25 protein-coding genes and 1 tRNA gene are annotated in these 21,111 nt (G+C 54.5%); 23 read left to right on the top strand and 3 right to left on the bottom strand.

The features are described from left to right. Nucleotides 1–75 precede the first annotated feature (75 nt). From glyA to GJQ55_RS01630, 13 genes are all read left to right on the top strand, one after another. Entirely contained in the window at nt 76–1,338 is a 1,263-nt protein-coding gene (gene glyA / locus GJQ55_RS01690) for a serine hydroxymethyltransferase (protein WP_228345785.1), read from the top strand. A 1,072-nt stretch (nt 1,339–2,410) separates the two neighbouring features. Beyond that, nucleotides 2,411–3,322 (top strand): metal-dependent hydrolase, encoded by a 912-nt coding sequence (locus GJQ55_RS01685; RefSeq protein WP_228345784.1) that lies wholly within the window; start codon nt 2,411–2,413, stop codon nt 3,320–3,322. A gap of 103 nt (nt 3,323–3,425) precedes the next feature. Beyond that, entirely contained in the window at nt 3,426–3,902 is a 477-nt protein-coding gene (gene nrdR / locus GJQ55_RS01680) for a transcriptional regulator NrdR (RefSeq protein ID WP_228345783.1), read from the top strand. After that, a complete protein-coding gene (ribD, locus tag GJQ55_RS01675; protein WP_228345781.1) occupies nt 3,899–5,005 on the top strand; it encodes a bifunctional diaminohydroxyphosphoribosylaminopyrimidine deaminase/5-amino-6-(5-phosphoribosylamino)uracil reductase RibD in 1,107 nt (368 codons plus the stop codon). Before nrdR ends, ribD begins: the two co-directional genes overlap by 4 nt. Nucleotides 5,006–5,111: 106 nt before the next feature. Then, nucleotides 5,112–5,774 carry a riboflavin synthase gene (locus tag GJQ55_RS01670; RefSeq protein WP_228345780.1) on the top strand — a complete coding sequence of 221 codons (663 nt, stop codon included), beginning with the start codon at nt 5,112–5,114 and terminating at the stop codon, nt 5,772–5,774. Nucleotides 5,775–5,784: 10 nt separating this feature from the next. Further along, the gene (ribB, locus tag GJQ55_RS01665; protein WP_228345779.1) at nt 5,785–6,900 is read left to right on the top strand and encodes a 3,4-dihydroxy-2-butanone-4-phosphate synthase; all 1,116 of its coding nucleotides are present in this window, start codon (nt 5,785–5,787) and stop codon (nt 6,898–6,900) included. Nucleotides 6,901–6,920: 20 nt separating this feature from the next. Beyond that, the gene (ribH, locus tag GJQ55_RS01660) at nt 6,921–7,397 is read left to right on the top strand and encodes a 6,7-dimethyl-8-ribityllumazine synthase (protein ID WP_228345778.1); all 477 of its coding nucleotides are present in this window, start codon (nt 6,921–6,923) and stop codon (nt 7,395–7,397) included. 5 nt (nt 7,398–7,402) lie between these two features. Then, complete coding sequence (gene nusB / locus GJQ55_RS01655) at nt 7,403–7,867, top strand: transcription antitermination factor NusB (RefSeq protein ID WP_228345777.1); 465 nt, start codon at nt 7,403–7,405, stop codon at nt 7,865–7,867. 11 nt (nt 7,868–7,878) lie between these two features. Then, entirely contained in the window at nt 7,879–8,829 is a 951-nt protein-coding gene (thiL, locus tag GJQ55_RS01650; protein ID WP_228345776.1) for a thiamine-phosphate kinase, read from the top strand. 117 nt (nt 8,830–8,946) lie between these two features. Then, complete coding sequence (locus tag GJQ55_RS01645; RefSeq protein WP_228345775.1) at nt 8,947–9,645, top strand: SIMPL domain-containing protein; 699 nt, start codon at nt 8,947–8,949, stop codon at nt 9,643–9,645. Between the two features lie 15 nt (nt 9,646–9,660). Beyond that, nucleotides 9,661–9,930: a DUF1653 domain-containing protein gene (locus GJQ55_RS01640; protein WP_228345773.1), complete on the top strand. Its 270-nt coding sequence runs from the start codon at nt 9,661–9,663 to the stop codon at nt 9,928–9,930. After that, nucleotides 9,927–10,403 carry a Cys-tRNA(Pro) deacylase gene (gene ybaK, locus GJQ55_RS01635; protein WP_228345771.1) on the top strand — a complete coding sequence of 159 codons (477 nt, stop codon included), beginning with the start codon at nt 9,927–9,929 and terminating at the stop codon, nt 10,401–10,403. The genes GJQ55_RS01640 and ybaK overlap by 4 nt, the downstream gene beginning before the upstream one ends. A gap of 74 nt (nt 10,404–10,477) precedes the next feature. Next, nucleotides 10,478–10,864: a hypothetical protein gene (locus GJQ55_RS01630; RefSeq protein WP_228345769.1), complete on the top strand. Its 387-nt coding sequence runs from the start codon at nt 10,478–10,480 to the stop codon at nt 10,862–10,864. Nucleotides 10,865–10,903: 39 nt separating this feature from the next. On the opposite strand, the gene GJQ55_RS01625 is transcribed toward GJQ55_RS01630, so the two are convergent. From GJQ55_RS01625 to GJQ55_RS01615, 3 genes are all read right to left on the bottom strand, one after another. After that, a complete protein-coding gene (locus GJQ55_RS01625; RefSeq protein WP_228345767.1) occupies nt 10,904–11,245 on the bottom strand; it encodes a hypothetical protein in 342 nt (113 codons plus the stop codon). 62 nt (nt 11,246–11,307) lie between these two features. Further along, the gene (locus GJQ55_RS01620) at nt 11,308–12,243 is read right to left on the bottom strand and encodes an alpha/beta fold hydrolase (RefSeq protein WP_228345765.1); all 936 of its coding nucleotides are present in this window, start codon (nt 12,241–12,243) and stop codon (nt 11,308–11,310) included. A gap of 287 nt (nt 12,244–12,530) precedes the next feature. Further along, nucleotides 12,531–13,988 carry a flavin-containing monooxygenase gene (locus tag GJQ55_RS01615; RefSeq protein ID WP_228345763.1) on the bottom strand — a complete coding sequence of 486 codons (1,458 nt, stop codon included), beginning with the start codon at nt 13,986–13,988 and terminating at the stop codon, nt 12,531–12,533. Nucleotides 13,989–14,155: 167 nt separating this feature from the next. Between GJQ55_RS01615 and GJQ55_RS01610 the strand changes: the two genes are divergently transcribed. The 10 genes from GJQ55_RS01610 (at nt 14,156) to rluF (ending at nt 21,110) form a co-directional block, all read left to right on the top strand. Continuing rightward, a complete protein-coding gene (locus GJQ55_RS01610; protein WP_228345761.1) occupies nt 14,156–14,827 on the top strand; it encodes a TetR/AcrR family transcriptional regulator in 672 nt (223 codons plus the stop codon). 18 nt (nt 14,828–14,845) lie between these two features. Continuing rightward, on the top strand, nt 14,846–15,067 hold the full coding sequence (locus GJQ55_RS01605; RefSeq protein WP_228345760.1) for a hypothetical protein: 222 nt from the start codon (nt 14,846–14,848) through the stop codon (nt 15,065–15,067). A gap of 179 nt (nt 15,068–15,246) precedes the next feature. After that, nucleotides 15,247–16,026, top strand: coding sequence for a hypothetical protein (locus GJQ55_RS01600; protein WP_228345759.1), 780 nt, complete (start codon nt 15,247–15,249; stop codon nt 16,024–16,026). Beyond that, a tRNA-OTHER gene (locus GJQ55_RS01595) sits at nt 16,012–16,110 on the top strand. The genes GJQ55_RS01600 and GJQ55_RS01595 overlap by 15 nt, the downstream gene beginning before the upstream one ends. A 150-nt stretch (nt 16,111–16,260) precedes the next feature. Continuing rightward, the gene (locus GJQ55_RS01590; protein ID WP_228345758.1) at nt 16,261–17,961 is read left to right on the top strand and encodes an AIPR family protein; all 1,701 of its coding nucleotides are present in this window, start codon (nt 16,261–16,263) and stop codon (nt 17,959–17,961) included. A 91-nt stretch (nt 17,962–18,052) separates the two neighbouring features. Next, nucleotides 18,053–18,433 (top strand): hypothetical protein, encoded by a 381-nt coding sequence (locus GJQ55_RS01585; protein ID WP_228345757.1) that lies wholly within the window; start codon nt 18,053–18,055, stop codon nt 18,431–18,433. A gap of 74 nt (nt 18,434–18,507) precedes the next feature. Further along, nucleotides 18,508–18,900, top strand: coding sequence for a DUF5086 family protein (locus GJQ55_RS01580; protein ID WP_228345756.1), 393 nt, complete (start codon nt 18,508–18,510; stop codon nt 18,898–18,900). A gap of 32 nt (nt 18,901–18,932) precedes the next feature. Continuing rightward, nucleotides 18,933–19,586, top strand: coding sequence for a hypothetical protein (locus GJQ55_RS01575; protein WP_228345755.1), 654 nt, complete (start codon nt 18,933–18,935; stop codon nt 19,584–19,586). Nucleotides 19,587–19,764: 178 nt separating this feature from the next. Continuing rightward, nucleotides 19,765–20,130: a DUF1622 domain-containing protein gene (locus GJQ55_RS01570; protein WP_228345754.1), complete on the top strand. Its 366-nt coding sequence runs from the start codon at nt 19,765–19,767 to the stop codon at nt 20,128–20,130. Then, nucleotides 20,097–21,110 (top strand): 23S rRNA pseudouridine(2604) synthase RluF, encoded by a 1,014-nt coding sequence (gene rluF, locus GJQ55_RS01565; protein ID WP_228345753.1) that lies wholly within the window; start codon nt 20,097–20,099, stop codon nt 21,108–21,110. Before GJQ55_RS01570 ends, rluF begins: the two co-directional genes overlap by 34 nt. The last annotated feature ends 1 nt before the right edge of the window (nt 21,111 follow it).

Below are 21,111 nucleotides of genomic sequence, written 5' to 3'. Positions count from 1 at the left end.
AACGCCGAGTTTGGGTTAGAATGCCGGCCTTCCCGATTTCAACCCTTTCGACCACCCTTGTGTGAGGAAACCCTGATGTTTAGCCGTGACATGAACATAGCGGATTTTGACCCGGAACTCTGGGCCGCGATGCAAGCTGAAGATGCCCGTCAGGAGCATCATATTGAGCTGATCGCTTCTGAAAACTACACCAGCCCGCGCGTCATGCAGGCACAGGGTTCGCAGCTGACCAACAAGTACGCCGAAGGTTACCCGGGCAAGCGTTACTACGGTGGTTGCGAGCACGTGGATGTGATCGAACAACTGGCCATCGACCGCGCCAAAGAACTGTTCGGTGCCGGTTACGCCAACGTCCAGCCGCACTCCGGTTCCCAGGCTAACGCCGCGGTTTACTTCGCTCTGTGCCAGCCGGGCGACACCATTCTGGGCATGAGCCTGGCCCACGGTGGTCACCTGACCCACGGTGCTGCGGTATCTTTCTCTGGCCGTATCTACAAAGCCGTGCAGTACGGTCTGAATCCGGCCACCGGCGAAATCGACTACGCCGAAGTGGAACGTCTGGCCGTTGAACACAAGCCAAAAATGATTGTGGCCGGTTTCTCCGCTTACTCGCGCGTGGTCGACTGGGCCAAGTTCCGCGAAATCGCCGACAAAGTGGGCGCTTACCTGTTCGTCGACATGGCGCACGTAGCCGGTCTGATCGCCGCTGGCGTGTACCCAAGCCCGATGCCGTACGCTGACGTCGTCACCACCACCACCCACAAGACCCTGCGCGGTCCGCGTGGTGGTCTGATTCTGGCCAAAGAAGACGAAGAGCTGAACAAAAAGCTCAACTTCGCCGTGTTCCCGGAATCACAGGGCGGCCCGCTGATGCACGTGATCGCGGCCAAAGCCGTGTGCTTCAAAGAAGCCATGACTCCAGAATACAAAGCCTACCAGGCGCAGGTGGTTAAGAACGCTCAGGCCATGGCCAAAACCTTCATTGAGCGTGGCATCAACGTGGTATCCGGCGGTACTGACGACCACCTGCTCCTGGTCGACCTGATCGGCAAGGAATACTCAGGTAAAGACGCTGACGCAGCTCTGGGCCGCGCCAACATCACCGTGAACAAAAACGCCGTTCCGAACGACCCGCGTTCACCGTTCGTCACCTCGGGTGTGCGTATCGGTACCCCGGCCATCACCAGCCGTGGCTTCCAAGAAGCCGAAGCCACCCAACTGGCTGGCTGGATCTGTGATGTGCTGAACGCACTGGAAAACGGTACGTCTGACGCGGTCGAAGCCGAGGTGAAAGCCAAGGTTATCGCTCTGTGTGACAAGTTCCCGGTTTACAAGTAAACCGCTTCCGGCCAGCGGGGCCCTGGCCAGCCTTTCCGGTTGGTCAGCCCGCTGGGCTGATTTAGCTGCCACTGCGTGACGGCTTTTTGCGGCCTTCGGCCGCTGGTATTGCAAGGGGAAGTATCCCCTTGCGAACCCCTCTGGCCCGCGTTCCAGCTGGTTACTCGCTTCGCTCGCCCTTCGGGCCAGCCTTCGGCTGTTACTCCCGCTGGTCGTTTCCTTGTTTACCAAAGCCAATTGAGCATACGCGGCCAAGGGGCATCCATGCCCCTGCCCGCTCGTTTGGAATCATCCAAACGATGCTATTGGCTTTGCCAAACATCGGGCTGGAACGAATGGGCCGGGAAAAACCTCAGCAACCTGAATCGCTTTTGTCGGCCTGCGGCCGGAACAATTTTTCCTTTTCCTTTTCCTTTTCCTTTTGGTTTTGCGCGCGTAGCGCGCCCAATAAAGCCATGCCGGCGTAGCCGCAGGGGTTTGTACCGGCCCAATCGGGCCAGCCCGCCGCTGAAAAAATCCGGTAGCCATGCCCGGCGGGATGCCGGGCAAGGATCGTGGTACAGGAGGTACCTTACGATCCGTGGGCGTTGTCGGAATTTTTCAGCAAGGATCAGCTGGGACGCGGGCCAGAGAGGATTGTAAGGAGACACCTCTCCTTACATCGGGGTACAGGGGCGCAGCCCCGTGAAAGCGGGCGCAGCCCGCAAAAAGCCGTCACGCAGTGACGGCTAAACCAACGGCCGCAGGCCGTATCAGCCCAAGGGGCTGACCAGCCTGCAAGGCTGAAAACAACCAGCGCCCAGCGCTGGATTCGGGGTATTGGCCGCTTAGAACCCCCATCTCCACCGGCATAAAATCCTCTCTGGCGGCCAGAATGGCCAGCCACCAGCGCCTTCCCGCCATTTCTGCCGGCCCGCGGCCGTAAAACACCGCCTGGCAACCGCCGCCGGCCCAACGGCGGCCCAGCAAAATTGTCCGATTGCTACCTTCTGGCCGGCCAGTGCCAGCGCTTTAATACCCACATTGCGGTACGCCGTACCAATCCATAACAACAATATTCCGGGAGTTTGTGATGACCCAAGCCACTGCTCAGGCAACCAACGCCACCACGACTGTTCGTCAGACCGCCGGCGCTCTGGCCAATATTCCGCCGCGCCGCATGGATTTCGTGTTCGCCGAAGACACCAAGCGTTACTGGTACAGAGACAGCCCCTACCTGACCACCTTCTGGACCACGCTGTCGACGCTGTTTCCGGAAGGCGAAACCTTCTTTGTCGATTCGGTTAAAAACTATCGCAAGCGCATTGAAGACCCGCTGCTGAAAGCGCAGGTATCGGGCTTTATCGGTCAGGAAGCTATGCACAGCAAAGAGCACCAGGCCTTTAACGATCTGGCCGAGAAACACGGCTATCCGGCCAATAATCTCGACCGCGATCTGGGCAAATTACTGAGTTTCACCCGCCGTTTTGTGCCGAAAAAAATCCAGCTGGCCATTACCGTGGCGCTGGAACATTACACCGCCATTCTGGCCGAGCAGCTGCTGCGCGATCCGGCACATCAGCAAAACATCCAGGACCCGGAAGCGCTGAAGCTGTGGATGTGGCACGCGCTGGAAGAAAATGAGCACAAAACCGTGGCCTACGATGTGTACAAACTGGTCGGTGGCGGTTATTTCACCCGCGTACTGACCATGCTGGTGGTGACCCTGTTCTTCTTTGCCGTGGTCGGCATCGGCCATACCCGCATGCTGTGGTCGGACGGTAAGCTGTTCGATATCAAAGGCAACCTGAAAGGCTTCTGGTATCTGTGGAGTCCGAAAGGTCTGTTCCCGCAACTGTTGCCGCAGTACCTGGATTTCTTCCGTCCGGGTTTCCACCCCAACGACCACGATACCGTGCAGTTGCTGGACGACTGGCGTGAAAAACTGCTGGGTAAAGGCGGTATGCTGGCCGACCAGATCAAAAACCCGCAACGCGCAGCCTGATGCGGAAACCAGCCTCGCCGGCACCGCTATGGTGCTGGCGCTGGCCGGCTGAATGGCTTAAAATCCGCGCCTCTTAACTCCTCAGAGTCGCTCTTTACCAGCCATGCATTGTCCGTTCTGCACTCACCCGGAAACCAAAGTCATCGACTCGCGCCTGGTCGCCGATGGCGAACAGATCCGCCGCCGACGCGAATGCATCAGCTGTGGTGAGCGTTTCACGACCTTCGAAACCGCCGAACTGGTGATGCCGCGCATCATCAAGCAGAACGGCACGCGTGAGCCCTTCAACGAAGAAAAACTCCACGCCGGCATTTTGCGGGCACTGGAAAAACGTCCGGTCAGTGTCGAAGACATTGACGCCGCCCTCACCCGTATTAAGCAACGCCTGCGCGGCAGCGGTGAGCGCGAAGTACCCAGCCGTATGCTCGGCGAATGCGTAATGTCGGAACTGCGCCAGCTTGATGAAGTCGCCTACGTGCGCTTTGCCTCGGTGTACCGCAGCTTTAAAGATCTGGATGAATTCCGCGCCGAAATCGAGCGCCTGTCGTCCTCTCGCCAGCCCGGCGGCAACAAAGAATGAACCACGAATTTTATATGGCCCGCGCCCTGCAGCTGGCCGAGCGGGGGCGTTGGTCCACCAGCCCCAATCCCCGCGTCGGTTGCGTTATTGTCAGCGAGCAAGGCGAAATCGTCGGTGAAGGCTGGCATCAGAAAGCCGGTGAACCTCACGCCGAAGTGCACGCCTTACGCATGGCCGGTGATCTTGCACGTGGGGCTACTGCCTACGTGACACTGGAACCCTGCAGCCATCATGGCCGCACGCCGCCCTGCGCCGAAGGCCTGATTAACGCCGGCGTCACCCGCGTGGTCGGTGCCTGCTCTGACCTCAACCCACTGGTGGCCGGCCGGGGTTATCAGCTGCTGCGCGATGCCGGTATTGACGTGATGACCCCCTGTCTGGAAGCGCAGGCACAGGAACTCAACCGCGGCTTTATGCAACGGATGCGTACCGGCATGCCCCGGGTGCGACTGAAACTTGCGCACAGCCTCGATGGCCGCACCGCCATGGCCTGCGGCGAAAGCCAGTGGATCACAGGCCCGCAGGCCCGCGCCGATGTACAGCGCCTGCGCGCGCAAAGCTGCGCCATTATTACCGGCGCCGGTTCGGTACAGACCGATAATCCGTCCATGACCGTACGCCCGGCCGAAACCGGTATTACACTGGAGGAACGCCTGTGGCGGCAGCCACTGCGGGTGGTTATTGACGGTCAGCAACGCCTGAGCGGTGATGAAAAGCTATTCTCACTGCCCGGCCCGGTGCTATTAGCCGTCAGCGACGCCCGCCGTAACCGCGTACAGCGCGACGCCGCGCTGGGTGAATTCAGTGTGTGGCAAGGCCCGCTGAATCCCGCCGGCAAACTGAATTTGACCGCCCTGCTGGCCGAACTGGGCCGGCGCGGCTGCAACGACGTATTAGTAGAAACCGGCGCGCATCTGGCCGGCGCCTTTGTGAAGGCCGGACTGGTGGATGAACTGGTGCTGTATTGCGCACCAACGCTGTTAGGCAGCGATGCCCGACCGTTGCTGACGCTGGGGCTGCAACAGATGAACGAACAGATCCGCTGGCACTGGCACGATGTGCGCATGGTCGGCGGTGATTTGCGGATGATGTTAAGGCGTTGAGCGTTGAGCGTTGAGCGTTGAGCGTTGAGCGTTGAGCTGGGATTTTGCTGCAGAGCACGCCGAACCCTCAACCCTGAACGCCAAACCATATAGAAACAGGACCCCCATGTTTACCGGAATTATTGAAGCCATCGGGCGCGTACAACAGGTGGAGAATAAGCAAGGCGACCTGCGCCTGCGCATCCACACCGGCGCGCTGGATTTAAGCGATGTCCGTCTGGGCGACAGCATCGCCACCAACGGCGTGTGCTTAACCGTGGTGGAATTGCCCGGTAACGGTTTCGTGGCCGACGTATCGCGTGAGTCGCTGGCGCACACGCGCATTGCGCACTGGGGCGCCGGCACGGCGGTGAATCTGGAAAAAGCCATGACCCCGTCCACGCGCATGGGTGGGCATATTGTTACCGGTCATGTCGATGGCGTGGGGGTGGTGAAACAGCGCAGCGCCGACGCCCGTTCCATCCGCTTTACCATCGAAGCGCCGACCGCTTTACGCAAATACATCGCCGCCAAAGGTTCCATTACCGTGGACGGCGTCAGCCTCACCGCCAACGCGCTGAGTGCTGAAGGATTCGAACTGAATATCGTGCCGCACACCGCCGCACAAACCACCTTAATTCACCTGCAGCCCGGTGCGCAGGTGCATCTGGAAGTGGATATTATTGCCCGCTACCTTGAACAATTACTGAGTGGCGGTAAGGCTGAGAATAACGCGCAGGAATCCCGGTTAACCCCGGCCTTTCTGGCACAGAATGGTTTCTGGAAATAGGCAGGATCTTATGGCTCTGAACAAGATTGAAGACATTATTGCCGACATCCGCGCCGGCAAAATGGTCATTCTGATGGACGATGAAGACCGCGAAAATGAAGGCGACATTATCGTTGCCGCCGAAAAAGTCACGCCGGCCATCATTAACTTTATGGCCAGTGAAGCGCGCGGCTTAATCTGCCTCACCTTAACCGGCGAGCGCTGTGATTATCTCGGCTTACCGGCCATGGTCACCGGCAACGGGGCGAAATTTTCCACGCCCTTTACCGTGTCGATTGAAGCGGCCGAAGGCGTGACCACCGGTATTTCCGCCGCCGACCGAGCCACCACCATTCTGGCGGCGGTAAACCCTATGGGTAAGCCGGAAGACATCGTCCAGCCGGGCCATATTTTCCCGCTGCGCGCGCGTCCGGGTGGTGTATTAAGCCGCGCTGGTCACACCGAAGCCGGCTGCGATTTAGCCCGTCTGGCGGGTCTGATTCCGGCGGCTGCCATTGTCGAAGTGATGAACCCGGATGGCACCATGGCACGGCGTCCGGAGCTGGAAGTGTTTGCCGAAAAACACGGCATTAAAATCGGTACCATTGCCGATTTAATTCACTACCGCATCGCCAACGAAAAAACCGTGGAAAAACTCAGCAGCGAACCGGTGCATACCGAATTCGGCGAGTTTACCCTGCACACCTTCCGCGACAGCATTCAGCACGAAATTCATCTGGCCTTAACGCTGGGTAATATTGAGGGCGATGAACCGACCCTGACCCGGGTACAAACCAATAATTTCCTGCGCGATGTATTGGGCCTGCGCCAGCCTAATTCTGACAGCTGGTCCTCCACGCAGGCACTGCAGCGCATTGCCCGCGAAGGCAAAGGCGCACTGGTGTTGTTATCGGCCGGTCAGGCCGAAGACATCGACGACAGTCTGGATACCTTCTTTGGCCGCGCCCGCCCCAAGCGCAGCCCGAATAAAGACAGCTCCGGCGCCTTTTTAACCATTGGTACCGGTTCGCAGATTCTGCGCGAACTGGGCATCAAAAAAATGCGCCTGCTCAGCTCCGAAATGAAGTACAGCGGCATTTCCGGTTTCGATCTGGAAATTACCGAATACCTCCCATTTAACGAATAATTTTTTCAGGAATTAATGCCATGAAACACATTAAAACGATTGAAGGAAACCTCACCCCCAACAACGGCCGTTACGGCATTGTGGTCGGTCGCTGGAACGCTTTTGTAGTAGAAAGCCTGCTGGAAGGTGCGGTGGATTCGCTGCTGCGCCACGGCGTGGAAGAAGACAACATCACCATCATCCGCGCTCCGGGCGCCTTTGAAATTCCGCTGGTGGTGCAGAAAGCCGCTACCACCGGTAATTTCGATGCCATCATCGCCCTGGGCGCTGTTATCCGTGGCGGCACGCCGCACTTTGAATACGTGGCCGGCGAGTGTGTAAAAGGCCTGTCGTCCGTATCGCTGGAATTCGGTATTCCGGTGTCTTTCGGTGTACTGACCGTCGATACCATCGAACAAGCCATTGAGCGTGCCGGCACCAAAGCGGGCAACAAAGGTGAAGAAGCTGCCATGTCAGCCTTTGAAATGGTTGGCCTGCTGCAAGCGATGGAGGCCTGATTTCCATGTCCCGTATTTCCGGCCACAACAAAGCCAGCCCGGCCGCGCGCCGTAAAGCGCGTCATTTTGCCGTGCAGGCGCTGTATCAGTGGCAATTAGCCGGTGCCGATCTGGCGCAGATCGAAGCGGAGTTCCGTACCGACAATGACATGAGCAAAGTCGATATGGAATATTTCCACGACATTCTGCATGGCGTGCCGCGGGATAAATCCCTGCTGGATGAAAAAGTCAGCCCGCTGCTGGTCGACCGTCGCCTCGATGAAATGACCCCGGTAGAACTGGCCATCGTCCGTCTCGGTGCCTATGAAATGATGCGCCGCATCGATGTGCCGTACAAAGTGGTGATTAACGAAGCCATTGAGCTGGCCAAAACCTTCGGCGCCACCGATGGCCACAAGTTCATCAACGGCGTGCTGGATAAACTGGCCCAGCGTGAACGCTCGGTCGAAATCCGCGGCCCGCGTTCGTAACCGGAGCGATGATGAACCGCACCCTGCCCGCCGGCGAATTTACCTTAATCCGTGACCACTTCAGTCACGGTTTTCCCCGCAGCCGCGATACGCTGCTGGGCGTGGGTGACGATTGCTCGGTGATTATGCCGCGCCCGCTGTGTGATCTGGTGCAAAGCATCGACACCCAGGTCGCCGATGTGCATTTTCCGGCCAACGCACCGGCCGATCTGATCGCTCAGCGCGCGCTGCGCTGTGCGGCCTCGGACCTGGCCGCGATGGGTGCCGAGCCACAAGGCTTTCATCTGGCGCTCACCTTACCCAATGCCGACGCCGACTGGCTGGCCGATTTCAGCCGTGGCCTGCGCGAAGCGGCCGACGCCCTGACTCTGGACCTGTTGGGTGGCGATACTACCCGCGGTGCGCAGCTGGTCATCAGCATCAGCGTGCAGGGTTGGGTCACCACCGGCACCGCCTTAACCCGCAGCGGCGCCCGCCCCGGCGATGATGTCTGGGTATCCGGCACCATTGGCACGGCGGCATTGGCATTGCCGCAGGTGCTGGAACAGTCGGCTGATTACAGTGGCCTGGCGCACGCCTATTATTTCCCCGATGTGCAACTGCCGCTGGGCCAGGCCTTAACCGGCAAAGCCACCGCCTGTATGGATATTTCCGACGGTTTACTGCAGGACGCCGCCCATATTGCCCGCGCCAGCCTGGTGTCGCTGGAGCTGGATGCCGATGCCATTCCCACCGCCGTGGCCAGCGATGACCCGCGCTGGGCACAGTGCCTGAACGGCGGTGACGACTACCAGCTGCTGTTTACCGCCCCGGCCAGCCTGCGCCGCACCTTACAGAATATGGACGGCACACCGCTCAGCCGGATTGGCAAAGTCACCACCGCCGGCAGCGACACCGTTACACTGCTGCGCAATGACAACCCCATGCCCTTACCAGAGCGCACTGGTTTCCAGCACTTCTGAGCCCGCAGCGCTGGTTTAACGCCAGCACAGACGGAACTCCGCCCCGCCACACATGACAAACTCAGCGGTCCGGTTTATGTTGCCGGTTATCCATTCATTACTGCGCCGGAAGTCACTATGTTATTGCCACGCTCTGCCAGCCCTTTTTACGCTCTGTTCCTGTTCATTCTGCTGTTGAGTCCGGCCGCCTGGGCTGACCGCTACATCAGCGTCAGCGGCCAGGGTGAAGTGGAAGAATGGCCGGATTATCTGCGCCTGCAGCTGGAAATCAGCGCCGTTGAACGCAGCGCCAGCGACGCCAAGAAAACCGTGGATGCTGCCATGCAGGAACTGCTGGCGCTGACGAAACACATGAACATTGCCGCCGACGATATTGATGCCTCCCGCATCAGTAATCAGCCGGTCTACGACTGGGACAACAACCGCCGCGTGCTGCGCGGTGAGCAGGTCAGCCGCCCGGTAACCATCACATTGCGCGACCTGAACCAATACACCGACCTGGTGCACCATTTGCTGCAGAACCCGCTGCTGCAACTGCAACACAGCCAGCCCGGCTTTAACGACCCGCAACAGCTGTACCTGCGCGCCGCCGCCCTGGCATTAGAAAATGCCCGCCAGAAGGCTGAACACATGGCCAGTGCTCTGGGCAACCGGCTGGGGAAAACCGAACGTATTGAAGAACAGGGCGGCATGCCAGCGCCAGCGGCAGAAATGCGCCTGCTGAGCATGGCCAAAGCCGATGCCGCACCGGCACCAATGCTGGTGCAGAAACAACGTATCCGGGCGACCGTGCAGGTCCGTTTTGAACTGAAGTAACACCGAGGCTTTTGCATGTCACAACCACAGATTCAGCCGGGTATTTACCGGCACTACAAAGGTAACCTGTATCAGGTGCTGGGGCTGGTGCGCCACAGCGAAACCGAAGAATGGCTGGTGCTGTACAAAACCCTGTACGGCGATTTTTCCAGCTGGGTGCGCCCCTTTGCCATGTTCACCGGCACGGTGAATACCGATAACGGCGAACAACCCCGTTTCGCCCTGCAACAACCGCTGGAAGCCGGCGCAGCCCTGCCGCCGCAATACGAACCGGACGCCTCATGACGCCCGCCATTGTTACGGCGCAGAGAGCCGGCATTGTTTTTCAGGTGCATGAATACCAGCACGACCCGGCGGCCGAATCCTACGGTGAAGAAGCCGCCGCTGCGCTGGGGCTGGACCCAGCCTGCGTGTTCAAAACCCTGCTGGTCAGCCTCAGCGGCCATAAAAGCCCGTTAGCGGTAGCCGTATTACCCGTATCGCACCGGTTAAGCCTGAAAGCCATTGCCAAAGCGCTGGGTGCGAAAAAAGCCGATATGGCCGACCCCAAAGCCGCGGAACGCAGCAGCGGTTATGTGGTGGGTGGCATCAGCCCGCTGGGCCAGAAAAAAGCCCTGCCCACCGTTATCGACAGCAGCGCCGAAGCCCTGCCACAAATAAACGTCAGCGCCGGACGACGCGGATTGGAAATTGAACTGGCCCCGGCGGATCTGGCCCGGCTGACGCGGGGAATCTTTGCTCCGTTGATCACGGAATGACCATTCAGGACTTTACCCGCCGGCTCAGTCTGGGCAGAATCGCAGCCTGTTTTTTCAGCCGCTCCGGTTCCGCCATGACGTTCCGCCGTACCCTGCCCTGGTCATTGTTATTGGTTGCGCTGCTCAGTGCCTGCAGTCCGGTACCCTATCAGCCGGCCATTCAGGACAGCCTGCAAAACGGCTATCGCAGCGAAGAAATTGCCCCCGGCGTGTTTGTTATTGAAGTGCGGCAAAACAGCCGCCTGCGGCTGCAGCTGAACCGCGAAGAAACGCTGGATACCCTGCAGCAACACTGGCAGCGCCGCGCGGCAGAACTGTGCAAACATGGCTACCGGGGCAGCCCGGAAGTGGTGTTACCGGTGGATGCGCGTCTGCGCGATTTTCAGTGCAGCTTACCGGAGTGCCAGCATTACCCGCTGGTGTCCGGCATTGCTTGGTGTCATCAGCGCTACGAGCTGTAAGCGCCACGAGCGGTAAGCCCGGCGCGGCAAACGAACGCTTCAGAAAGCAGAACCGGAAAACGACCGTGAACGCTGGCGGAAATCCCGCACTTTGAAATACACAATCATGCCGCTCATATCGATCTGACAGCGCACATAGCCGCTGTCTTTATGGTCGCGCACACTGAAAAACACATCGTAAAAATACTGGCCCTGCCGGGTGCTCAGCGCATCCAGGCTGATCACCGCTTCCGGCGGCAGCATGTATTGGGTGTACTCACGACAATGATTAATGGCAGCGCCTAAATCGTGCACTGGCTTCTGCATCGGATAAGATTCCGAGCAGGCCGCCAGCCATAACGGTAACGCAAGCAGGGTTAAGCGCCGGATGAATACAGACACAGGCATCTCCTTTCGGTCGTTAGTCGAGTGTAGCTGTGTCTGCATAATCTGCCGGCAATGCTTCACAAACCCTGCAGAAATTCACGGTAAATGCGCGCACTGCGGGCCGGAATTTCCACCATTGGCATATGGCCGATACCGGCAAAAATATGAGTTTGCAGTTGCGGTACACCGGCCTGCCACACCTCCACCGCACTGACGTGCAGCAAACGGTCCTGATCACCCCACCACAGCATGGCCGGCACGCTTAATTCCGGCAGCCGTTCGTCCAGCGCCGGACTGCTGTGAAAGCCGGCAAAAATGGTCTGCAACTCATCCCGGCGGGCGATGTATTTATTCCCCACCGCAGCCAGCACCACATTGGGCAGGAACGGCGGCTGCGCCATGGTCATAGGATAAAAGCGCTGAAATTCCGCCTGATTGTGAATAAGGAACGGGTTAATACCCTGCTCCAGCATGCGGAACATATCGCTCGGTTGCGGAAAGCGCGTACCAGCCGGGTCCACCATGGTGGCCGACAACGTGCGCTGCGGATAATCCAGCGCAATCACCGCGGTTAAAAACCCGCCCATGGAATTACCGATAATATGCGCCTGACCGATATCCAGCGCATCCAGCAACGCCATCACCCGCGCTGCCTGCGCCGGCATGCCATAATCCCAGCCCGGTTTAAACCCGGTATCACCGTGGCCGGCGAGGTCGGGAATAATTACCTGATAATCGTCAACGAAATGCTTGGCAAAGCGTGGCCATACATCCTTGTCGGCACTGAAACCGTGCAGCATCACAATGGCCGGTTTGCCCGGATTATGGTTGCGGTACAGCGCCAGCTCCATGTCGCCAATATTCACCCGCTCTTCGCTGAAACCATAAATACTGGCTTCCAGATCGGTGGCGTTGGCATACAGCCAGTGGCCGATGCAGGCATAAGCGCCCTGATACAAGCCGGCCAATAAGGCCAGCAGCAAGGGCACGGCGAGCAATAACACTTTTTTCATAACGTATTCCTTTTTTTATTGTTAAGGAGCCTCTGAACAACTCGGTGCCCGCTCTGGATTACAGGAAAGTTCTGAATCACGAAGCCAGGTTGCAGGCATAGCGGGTTCTGTCAAAACCCGGCGACACCGAGTCAGGGCTTTCCTGTCATCCCCGTAGGGCGCGGCTTTCCGGTCCGCATAGCGGTGTTGGCGAACTTGAAAAGTACTCGCCATTTTCGGCATTCGCCGCCGTGCTCTGTAGCCCGGAAAGACTCGCGCAGAGCTGTGCAGAGTTATTCAGAGGCTCCTTATGCCAGGTGGTGATCACGCTTACGGAAATTTTTCGTCCAGCGGCGGAAGGTAAAACTGAAGCCCGGGAACATGGCAATTACCTTACCGCTTTTGCTTTTATACCAGCTGTTGCAGCCGCCGGTTTGCCATACCGTTTTGGCCATTTCCTCGTGAATGTGTTGCGTGTAGCGCTCTTCCGCGCCGGCATCCACTTCAATCACCTGCTTATTATTTTTCCGCACTTCTTCAATGGCGCTCATGATGTAATTCATCTGTGCTTCAATCACAAAAATGGCCGAAGTATGGCCAATACCGGTATTGGGGCCGGTAACCACAAACAGATTAGGGAAACCCGGCGCGGCGGTGCCCAGATAGGCCCGCGGAAAATCAGCCCAGGCATCCAGCAAGGTACGGCCGTCTTTGCCTACTACCGGGTAGGAAATGGCACCGTCGGTGGCATCGTAGCCGGTGGAATAAATAATCAGATCCAGTTCCAGCTCATTACCCTGTGCGGTTTTGATACCGGTTGGGGTAATTTCCGCCACGCCATCGTGCTTATCGTGCAGACTGACATTGCTGCGGCAGTAAGCCGGATACAGAGTGTCCGACAAAATAATGCGCTTACAGCCGATGGTGAATTCCGGCGTTACTTTCTGACGTAATACCGGGTCTTTAATCTGGGTTTTAATGTGCTTACGCGCCGCACGACCCGCCAATAAATCCAGCATGGTTTCGGAATATTTAAAGCCGATTACGCGGGTTTCCAACGACCAGTAAATAATTTCGCGCAGCAACCGATAGATGGTTTTATTCCGCAGTAACTTGCGCTGCCAGGGTTTGAACACATAATCCGGGCGCGGCAATACCCAGTGCGGCGTGCGCTGAAAAATATGCAGATGCGCAACATCCGGCGCAATAGCCGGAATAATCTGCGCGGCGCTGGCACCGCTGCCAATAATGGCCACGCGCTTGTTTTTGTAATCGTAACTGTGGTCCCACTCGTTGGTGTGGAAGGCTTTGCCGGTAAAGGAATCGCGCCCCGGAAACGGCGGAATAACCGCCGTACTCAGCGGGCCGGAGGCATTAATCACAAACTGCGCCTGCAGCAAGCCCTTGCTGTCGGTGTGAATATCCCAGCATTGCTCGCCGGCATTCCATTCAATTTTCTGCACATTGGTGCGGGTAAAGGTTTTTTCGGCCAGCTTATGCTTTTTCAGCACATAATCGGTGTATTCGCGTAATTCGTGCTGTTCCGCAAACATCTGCGACCAGTCATACGGCTCGGATTCAATCGAATACAGCGGCGACTGCACATCCACCGCCGCCCCCGGGTAAGTATTCTGTGCCCAGGTGCCGCCCATAAATTCGCGGCGTTCCAGAATAATAAAATCGTCGATGCCGCGTTTTTTCAGGTTAATGGCAGCACACTGCCCACCAAAGCCACTGCCGATAATGATGACGGTATAGCGGGACATAAGTTCTCCGGTCGGATTTATTGTTGTTATACGGAATTGCGGTTATCCGGGTCGGCCAGCGAAGGGCACAACAGGCCAGCTCATCTGACGACACTGCGCTTCACTTTACTTCTGAGGACAGGTGTCGTCAAATCATACAGCGAGTGATTTCAGGACAATATTCAACCATGCAGGACACACCGGTGACCGCTTCCCACCGCAGCCAGGGCCGCGCCTATGGTGGCCAAAGCCAGCAACAACGCGATGCCCAGCGCCGCCAGCAATTTCTGCAGGCCGGCCTGCAATTATTCGGCACCGACGGCTTCCGCCACACCACCGTGCGCAGCCTGTGCCGTGAAGCGCAGCTAACCGACCGATACTTCTACCGCGAATTTGGCAGCACTGAAGAACTGCTGCGCGCCGTCTACGCCCACTGCATGGACGACATCAAAGCCCGTGTTATGGCCGCCTTTCATCAGGCCAGCCCCGGCGGCCATATAGAAAGCATCGCCCGGCAGGGCTTGGCGGCGTTTTTTAATGCCATGCAAGACGCCCGCGTCGCCCGCGTATGCATGCTGGAACTGGAAGGCGTCAGCGCCGACTGCGACCGTTTTTACCACGGTTATATGCGCGCATTTGCCGACATGGTGATGACGCTGGCGCGCACCGTTCACCCACACTGGAACATCAGCGACGAAGAAGCCGCCCTGCTCGGCACCGGCTTTATTGGTGCCATGCGCCAGGTCACCACCTACTGGCTGCAAAGCGGTTGCGCGGCCTCGGTGGACACACTGGTGAATACCGGCCTGCGCATGATTATGGGGATGGTGCGGCAGCTGGAGGCCGAAGCAAAGGACTAAAAAGCAGGGTTTTTGTGCATGCAAAGCCGATACAAACAGCCAGATGAAATCGATGAATTGAGCCTGACAATCGGAAAACGCACCCAACCTAAAATGCTGGATAAAAAACCAGACTATTATTCAGAACGCATAAAATCATGCGTGTTTACGCGCCAGCGTCAAACTGGCGATGCGCGAATTGCCACCAATACAGAAAATTCGTCTTTTAAAATCAATGCGTTAGCGAGTTACTCAGAGTGATAACGCGCAAAGTGTAAAGATACTGAGAGAGTGATAGTGTGCGTGCGCGTTTGCAGCCTGATAACGATGTTATTACCGGCGCTTTTCGCTTGGGTAACAGTGGGTTAGACTCGGGACTTAAACAAGGACACAGGCGTGTATTTGAGCATGCCTACGAATAAACTGTTAGCTGAATAAGTATGTATAGACCTCCGAGTGTTAGAAACTTTAAATTGTTTATCGGCGAACTCACTGCTGAAGCCGCAGCTGTTCACATATCTCTTCTTGACTCACAAGATCGAGAAAAAGAACAAAAAGACTACTGGAAGAGCAAAGCAAGTGACGCAGGGATAGTGCTAGATGGCATTACTTCAAAGCGCATTTTGAATAGTCAAATTAGGCTATCTGTTGTTTCGATTTATAGTGGTTTCGATGTGTTTTTGGAGGAAGTAGAGGGCGAATTTAAAAAGTTTGGCTATAAGTGGATCAAGCCTGATAAAGTTTCTCCCCTTGTAGTTCTTGAGCAGAACTACATTGGTAAGCCAACTAATAAGACGCACTTCCGGTACGAAAATGATGCCGTTGACTATTTCCGGTTGCTTCGTAACTCAATTGCACATCCGAGTGAAGAGAATAAAACTAGCGCAAACGAGTTTTATAAATCAAGATCCGAATCGATTGATTTCGTTAGAAAAAAATACAACATGGTGTCGGCACCGAATGAGCCAAGCAGCATATCATTTCATGATATAAAGTTTTGGTGTCAAATGCTTTTGGAGTTTACTGAAACAATTACTCTGTTACTTGAGCCTGAAGAATGTAAAATTTACTCAAAGGTACCTTTTGAACGGTGGAAAAAATATGGCCACAACCATGAGAAGCTGAAAAAGGTGGCAACAAACTATATTCATTCTGAATATTCGTATAGTTTAGATCGAGCTAGAGAGATAGTAGATAAGTTTTATGACCCACTCGCTTAATCGGTAAAGCAACTCCCTTCATAAGCACCTTGGCATAGGGTGTTTATGAAGGAGTAGCTCTGAGTTCGAGTCTCAGGTGGGTCACACAGCTAACAAGCCAATGCACGTGGAGCCAGCTACGTTGCGCTATTTCTGTGGTGTCGCTACGCTCTTTTACCACAAAAATTGCTCCACTCCGCTGGCCCGGTGATTGGGGCGTTAGCTCATTTAGTCATCTAGGATAAGGGCTTACCTATGCATAGAATAACCAAGACCCATCTTGAAAGCTTTGTTAAGAGTCATGGGTTTGAGCAGTTGGATGAATCTAAGCAGTTTGAGTTGTTCGTGAATTATTCAGTATTGGCTGGCAGGCTAGTCAATACTTATGAGCTTGACGATGTCACTTCTAGTGAGACAGACGATGGAATCGATGGCGTGGCCATCATAATAGATGAAGAACTAGTCATCTCATCAGAAGACGCTGAAGCTTGTTTTAGCTCAGGCAGAAAGAATCACGATGTTGAAGTTGTTTTTGTCCAGGCCAAAACTAGCGAAAGTTATGATTTAGGCGACTTCCTGAAGTTTAAAGAGGCAATTCGTAGGTTTACAGACTCTGACAACTATGAATCGAATGATACAGTGCAAAATAATGCACGAGAAATTTTTGACGTCATTTTAAGTAACGTCCCAAAGATAAGGGGCGGCAAGCCGAACATTACCGCCAGATTTGTCACTACAGGAATATATCGGAAGCCCGAAGCATTAGAAAATGCTAAAAACGATTTCACCGATCAATTAAATGATCTTGGCTACTTTGGGGATATCGACATTGAGTTTTTTGGGCGTGAAGAAATAACTAACCTTTGGGTTAGTACTTATGAGACTGTAAGCTCGGAGCTCGAAATGTTTAGTAATGCCGCCCTTCCAAAAATTCATGGAATAGATGAGGCGTACCTTGCAGTTGTTAAGGCTAAAGATCTCGTAGATAATCTTCTCATGAACGAGGATGGAAACCTTAGAGCTCATGTTTTCCAGGAGAATGTCAGAGCATTTCTTGGCATTGAAAATCCAGTAAATGAATCAATAGCCCGAACTCTGGATGAAATAAACCAATCAACTAGATTTCCTGTTCTAAACAATGGCATTACAATTGTAAGTCCTGACGTAAGAGTTCAAGGAAGCGTCCTTCATCTAGAGAATTTTCAGATTGTAAATGGCTGCCAGACCTCGAATGTGCTGTTTGAGTGCAGAGAGAACCTAAACGATTCAGTGATGGTGAACCTGAAGGTAGTCGAGACCTCGAATGAAGATGTTTTCGCCGACTTGGTCCGGGCGACAAACAGCCAATCAAAAGTTGATGAAACACAATTTTTATCACTTCGCCCGATAGTAAAAAGGGTCGAAGAATATTTCAATACTTTCGAAGGGCAAGACGGTCGGCTGTATTTCGAACGCCGAGATAGGCAATATGTAGGTCGTGATATACCTGCTGTGCGTACTTTCAATGTAAATGTTGCAGCAAAAGCTGTTGCCTCGATGTTCTTTGAGCGACCCGACCTTGCCTATCGTTATCCAAAGCAAATGTACGAGCAGCTAGGTGATCAGATTTTCTCTGACGATACTAAAGAATCGGTTTTCTATGCGGCATGTCTTTCTCTCTACCGATTGCATTTGTTAGTGGCGAGCGCAGATATACCCCAAAACATGCGTAAATATAAGTGGCATATTTTGGTTTTGGTTAGAGCGATCGTTGCAGGAAAAGATGTTCCAAAACTTAATTCCAGAAAAATGGAAGCATACACAAAGAAGTTAATTAATGCCTTTTCTAAACATGGATCATCAGTGCTCGACCCGTTTAACGAGGCAATTGGTATTATCCAATCCTTTGAAAACCTCACAGATGATCGATTGAAACGTCAGGCAGTATTAGAGGAGATGTTGGCGAAAGTGAGCTAACAATAACAGTCACGGCGACGTCTGCTACATTGCGGCTTCGCCTTCATTTCGCAGTCGCGCGTGCTGTTGGCGTTAACCGCAGGAATGGAATATGCGTTTATTTTTAACATTTTTGGTTTTATTTACTCATCTAGCTTCAGCGGAGTGCTATGTTATTGGCGATTTGAAAGGCTACGCTACGAGGGCACATGAGGGGTACCAGATATCTGAAGATGGAATAAGCAGTGGCAAGTTCATCTTAGAGTTAAATGGAAAGTCGAGTAGTATCACGCCGAATAACATGAAGTGCGATCAAGTCGGCTCAACTACCTTATTATGCCAAGACGTCCGAGCTGATGGAGAAACAACTATTGAAACATGGGCCGTTTATCCAAGTGCGGGGAAAGTGCTTTTCACCAAGTCTATTACCGGATATGGATCATTCAATGGTGGAAATCTATTTGTCGGCGAAATTAAAGGAACCTGCGATTGACGCGGTTAACAAGCAAAGGCAGGCTGGGACGGCTTCGCCGCCCCTGCTTTGAACGTTATGCATCAGGGAGACCTATGTATAGATTCAAGTATTTGATTTTTGGTTTATTTGTATCGGGTGCTTTTGCTGTAGATCTAGCAGCACACAGGATCGGAGTCTGGGCTATTGAGTCCACCCAAGACATGAGTCGATGGGTAATTATTCACAACCTTGAGAGTGCAACAACCACTGGCTTATATCACATCGAAGTAATCGGCCGAAAGCATGGAAATGCAGTTTGGCAGGTAGAGCGTTTGGTTCACCATATGGCCGTTACAGAAAAAGCATTGAAGGCCAGCATCAAAGAGCCTCTGGAAAAAGGTGGTGTTTATCCTGAATCTTTTAACAATGCTTTTGCGGCGTGGCAGCAAGAAAACAACGGCAAAGGTGGTTCCATTTGCGACGTCTCTGTAGTGGATTGCATGTGAATACATAATCTACACCTCAGCCGAGAAAATATTTGCTCGACTACCTGGCGTTAGAAATTTTAGGAGGTTTCGTGCCACAACGAACGTTTGATTTTTGTGCTCTCCAATTTCTGAACCAGTGGTTAGAAAAGGAAAAGAGCTACTGCGAGATGCTCGCATCGCCAGACATCGAGACACAAAGGTTAGCGCTTGCTAAAGCCGGCGGGCACTTTCGTATCTCACGTAACTTACCTACACATTTCGAGAAAGAAAATAATTTTCCCAGATATCAGCCAGTTCTTGATGTGCTTAAAAATATTAGTGAAGTGAATTTGAGCAACGTAACAGATGTGGTCAACAAAGCGCGAGATCAAATCTCCAAGCACTATGGAGACAGAAACGTTCTTTCGTTAACCACGAAGTTTTTTTGGCTCAAGTTTAAAAGCCCTGTTCGGATTTACGATAAGCAAGCTCGTATTGCCCTAAAGACCAAGGAGGGCGACTTCACGGCTTTCAATGATGCCTTTTCTTATCAGTATGCAGACTGTGAGGAGCGGATTATAGGTGCATGCTCCAATTTGAAAAATGTGTTGTCCTACTCTGTACAGCCAGAAATGAGGCAAGACGAAATTGAAAAAATTAGTTCTGAGCACTGGTTTCGTGAGCGTGTTTTGGATATTTACCTTTGGAATCTGGGTAATACCTGAAAATCGCAGGCACTGGGTCAAAATTTCCGCTGCGCTCCAAATTCGCCGAAAATGCGGGCATTAAATCAAGGTTACTTCCATAAACGAATTTGTAAGACCCATTGCAGAATGGTGTGCAGCAGGCGTTGAACTGCTTGGTCTGGCGGTCATCATTCTGTTCGCTACGGTATCGCTGATCATGGGCGTCGTGCTGTTCATTAAAGGGCATGCGAAAGAGGATGTTTTCAGTAACGTCCGTCAGGTGCTCGGCCAGGGAATTTTGCTGGGGTTAGAGTTTCTTATCGCCGCCGATATTGTTCATACCGTGGCGGTGGAGCTCACCTTTGAATCGATTGGCGTATTGGCATTGGTTGTTCTTATCCGCACCTTCCTCAGTTTCACGCTGGATCTGGAGCTCACCGGGCGCTGGCCGTGGCAAAACCGCCCTCCCGCACCTGACCCCGACCCGATTGTCCGGTATCCTTTACCCCGCACAACGATTACCCAGCCCACCGTCACAGCGAGTACCCCATGTCTGATGAATCCACCGCCGGCATCCGCCTGAACAAACACATCAGCGATACCGGTATCTGTTCGCGCCGCGAAGCCGATGAGTTCATTGAACAAGGGCGAGTTACGGTAAACGGCCAGGTGGCGGATAACGGCGTGCAGGTGCAGCCCGGCGATGAGGTGATGGTGGACGGCAAACGGCTGCGCGCCAAGCCACAAGCGGTTTACCTGGTGTACAACAAGCCGGTGGGCATTACCTGCACCACCGACCAGTCGGTGCCGGGCAATATTATTGATGCGGTGCGTTACCGCCAGCGTATCTTCCCCATTGGCCGGCTAGATAAACCATCGGAAGGGCTGATTTTATTAACCAACGACGGCGACATTGTGAACCGCATTCTGCGCGCCGGTAATGCCCATGAAAAAGAATATGTGGTAACGGTAAACCGCCCCTTTGATGAAGCCTTTCTGAAACGAATGAGTGGCGGTCTGCCGATTCTCGGCACCCGCACCCTGCCCTGTAAAATCCGCCGCATTAATGCCACTACTTTTAATATTATTCTGACCCAGGGGCTGAACCGGCAGATCCGTCGAATGACGGAATTTCTGGGCTATAACGTCACCCGCCTGATCCGGGTGCGGTTGATGAATATTCGCCTTACGGGTTTAAAAGCCGGCCAATGGCGCGAGCTGACCCGGGCGGAAATGGACGTTATTAATGAGATGGTGGCCGACTCCAGCAAAACCGCCGAAAAATCCCCGCGGCCACGCAAAACCAATCGCCCGAAACCTGCAGCGGCGCAGTCCAATAAAGACGCAAAACCGGGCAAGGCAGCGGGTAATAAAAACAGCACGGGCAGCAAAAGCACTAAGCCGGATGCCGGTACCCGTCATACCCCACCAAAAGCCAACGCGCCACGCTCCGGGTCACGCAATGGTGGTAAGCAGCAGCCCGCTCGCCCGGCCGGACGCAGCGGCGGTAAAGCACCATCAGCCGGACGCAGCGGCGGCGGCGCGAAGAAACCGCGCCGCTGAG

Origin of the sequence: Venatoribacter cucullus (genome assembly GCF_016132445.1) — a bacterium.
GTDB lineage: Bacteria > Pseudomonadota > Gammaproteobacteria > Pseudomonadales > Oceanobacteraceae > Venatoribacter > Venatoribacter cucullus.
This window is presented reverse-complemented; position numbering and strand designations above follow the sequence as displayed.

Excerpts from the sequence above, each read along its gene's own strand:
- GJQ55_RS01645 (WP_228345775.1), top strand. The coding sequence starts at position 8,947 with ATGTTATTGCCACGCTCTGCCAGCCCTTTTTACGCTCTGTTCCTGTTC.
- GJQ55_RS01615 (WP_228345763.1), bottom strand. The coding sequence starts at position 13,988 with ATGTCCCGCTATACCGTCATCATTATCGGCAGTGGCTTTGGTGGGCAG.
- GJQ55_RS01620 (WP_228345765.1), bottom strand. The coding sequence starts at position 12,243 with ATGAAAAAAGTGTTATTGCTCGCCGTGCCCTTGCTGCTGGCCTTATTG.
- GJQ55_RS01590 (WP_228345758.1), top strand. The coding sequence starts at position 16,261 with ATGCATAGAATAACCAAGACCCATCTTGAAAGCTTTGTTAAGAGTCAT.
- GJQ55_RS01630 (WP_228345769.1), top strand. The coding sequence starts at position 10,478 with ATGACGTTCCGCCGTACCCTGCCCTGGTCATTGTTATTGGTTGCGCTG.
- GJQ55_RS01585 (WP_228345757.1), top strand. The coding sequence starts at position 18,053 with ATGCGTTTATTTTTAACATTTTTGGTTTTATTTACTCATCTAGCTTCA.
- ribH (WP_228345778.1), top strand. The coding sequence starts at position 6,921 with ATGAAACACATTAAAACGATTGAAGGAAACCTCACCCCCAACAACGGC.
- GJQ55_RS01685 (WP_228345784.1), top strand. The coding sequence starts at position 2,411 with ATGACCCAAGCCACTGCTCAGGCAACCAACGCCACCACGACTGTTCGT.
- GJQ55_RS01605 (WP_228345760.1), top strand. The coding sequence starts at position 14,846 with ATGCAAAGCCGATACAAACAGCCAGATGAAATCGATGAATTGAGCCTG.
- GJQ55_RS01640 (WP_228345773.1), top strand. The coding sequence starts at position 9,661 with ATGTCACAACCACAGATTCAGCCGGGTATTTACCGGCACTACAAAGGT.
- GJQ55_RS01580 (WP_228345756.1), top strand. The coding sequence starts at position 18,508 with ATGTATAGATTCAAGTATTTGATTTTTGGTTTATTTGTATCGGGTGCT.
- nrdR (WP_228345783.1), top strand. The coding sequence starts at position 3,426 with ATGCATTGTCCGTTCTGCACTCACCCGGAAACCAAAGTCATCGACTCG.
- rluF (WP_228345753.1), top strand. The coding sequence starts at position 20,097 with ATGTCTGATGAATCCACCGCCGGCATCCGCCTGAACAAACACATCAGC.
- ribD (WP_228345781.1), top strand. The coding sequence starts at position 3,899 with ATGAACCACGAATTTTATATGGCCCGCGCCCTGCAGCTGGCCGAGCGG.
- ybaK (WP_228345771.1), top strand. The coding sequence starts at position 9,927 with ATGACGCCCGCCATTGTTACGGCGCAGAGAGCCGGCATTGTTTTTCAG.
- GJQ55_RS01670 (WP_228345780.1), top strand. The coding sequence starts at position 5,112 with ATGTTTACCGGAATTATTGAAGCCATCGGGCGCGTACAACAGGTGGAG.
- ribB (WP_228345779.1), top strand. The coding sequence starts at position 5,785 with ATGGCTCTGAACAAGATTGAAGACATTATTGCCGACATCCGCGCCGGC.
- GJQ55_RS01610 (WP_228345761.1), top strand. The coding sequence starts at position 14,156 with ATGCAGGACACACCGGTGACCGCTTCCCACCGCAGCCAGGGCCGCGCC.
- glyA (WP_228345785.1), top strand. The coding sequence starts at position 76 with ATGTTTAGCCGTGACATGAACATAGCGGATTTTGACCCGGAACTCTGG.
- GJQ55_RS01570 (WP_228345754.1), top strand. The coding sequence starts at position 19,765 with ATGGGCGTCGTGCTGTTCATTAAAGGGCATGCGAAAGAGGATGTTTTC.
- GJQ55_RS01600 (WP_228345759.1), top strand. The coding sequence starts at position 15,247 with ATGTATAGACCTCCGAGTGTTAGAAACTTTAAATTGTTTATCGGCGAA.
- nusB (WP_228345777.1), top strand. The coding sequence starts at position 7,403 with ATGTCCCGTATTTCCGGCCACAACAAAGCCAGCCCGGCCGCGCGCCGT.
- thiL (WP_228345776.1), top strand. The coding sequence starts at position 7,879 with ATGAACCGCACCCTGCCCGCCGGCGAATTTACCTTAATCCGTGACCAC.